1 protein-coding gene is annotated in these 1,683 nt (G+C 51.3%); it reads left to right on the top strand.

Going from position 1 to position 1,683, the window contains the following annotated elements; genetic code table 11:
* On the top strand, positions 1–1,683 hold a 1,683-nt coding region (locus tag ACMZ6Z_RS09330), incomplete at both ends, for a thrombospondin type 3 repeat-containing protein (RefSeq protein WP_416132254.1).

Raw genomic sequence — 1,683 nt, 5'->3', positions numbered from 1 at the left:
TCGTTCCAGTCACCGTCCAACGTGACACTGACAAGGATGGTCAGCCAGACGTGACGGATAACGATGATGACAACGATGGCATCCCAGATGACACGGACAACAATCCGAAAGCTAAGGACGCACTGACGGTTGAAACCGTAGATACCGCTCGTGTGATGGACAAGCAAGAAGTGGTTCCAGTCAAGGTAGTCACACCAAGCAAGTCCAACTCCGTGATTGCAAGCACAGAAACCAATGGCCTTCGTGTCGACGATCAAGGACAGCTTGTCGGAACCCCAACCGATATCGTCTTCGTCGGCACTGCGGAAACAGCGACCGTTGAAATCCCAGTCACCGTCACCAACCCAGCAGATGATGCACCGGTTGAAACAACTGTGACAGTTACCATTGACCGCGACACCGATAGTGATGGAACGCCAGACAAGGATGACCAAGACGATGACAACGACGGCATCCCAGACGATGCGGATAACAATCCGAAAGGCAAAGATGACTTGACGGTCACCGTTAGCCCAGCTAATGGCACGCCAGTCGTTGAAGGCCAGTTAATCGCACCGCGTCCAGCAGTTGTTGTAAACAAACCAAACGCAGTCATCACTGGTACCGAAACGAATGGTGTGACTGTAGATGGCACTGGTAACCTAACCGGGACCCCAGTCATTACAGATTGGACACCAGACGAAAACGAACGTGCCATCAACGTTCCCGTTAAGGTTGTGGTTGACACACCAGCTGGTCAAGAAACCAAAGACATTCTTGTTCCAGTCACTGTTCAACGTGACACTGACAAAGATGGTCAGCCAGATGTGACGGATAACGATGACGACAACGATGGTATCCCAGATGACGCGGATAACAATCCGAAAGCTAAGGACGCACTGACGGTTGAAACCGTAGATACCGCTCGTGTGACGGACAAGCAAGAAGTGGTTCCAGTCAAGGTGGTCACACCAAGCAAGGCTAACTCTGTGATTGCAAGCACAGAGACCAATGGCCTTCGTGTCGACGATCAAGGACAGCTTGTTGGAACCCCAACCGATATCGTCTTCGTGGGCGATGCGGAAATAGCGACCGTTGAGATTCCAGTCACTGTCACCAACCCAGCAGACGATGCACCAGTTAAAACAACTGTGACAGTTACCATTGACCGCGACACCGATAGTGATGGTACTCCGGACAAGGATGACCAAGATGATGACAACGATGGTATTCCAGATGACACGGATAACAATCCGAAAGCTAAGGACGCACTGACGGTTGAGACAGTAGATACCGCTCGTGTAACTGACAAGCAAGAAGTGGTTCCAGTCAAGGTAGTCACACCAAGCAAGTCCAACTCCGTGATTGCAAGCACAGAGACCAATGGTCTTCGTGTCGACGATCAAGGACAGCTTGTTGGAACCCCAACCGATATCGTCTTCGTAGGCACTGCGGAAACAGCGACGGTTGAAATTCCAGTCACTGTCACCAACCCAGCAGATGATGCGCCAGTTAAAGAAACAGTTACCGTGACCATTGACCGTGATACCGATGATGATGGTACGCCGGATAAGGATGACACCGACGACGACAACGACGGTATCCCAGATGACGCGGATAACAATCCGAAAGCTAAGGATGACTTGACGGTCACCGTTAGCCCAGCCAATGGCACGCCAGTCGTTGAAGGCCAGTTAATCGCAT

The organism is Streptococcus pluranimalium (assembly GCF_047785705.1).
GTDB classification, from domain to species: domain Bacteria; phylum Bacillota; class Bacilli; order Lactobacillales; family Streptococcaceae; genus Streptococcus; species Streptococcus pluranimalium_A.
Note: the sequence above shows the minus strand (reverse complement) of the source record. Positions and strands in the feature narration are given on the sequence as shown.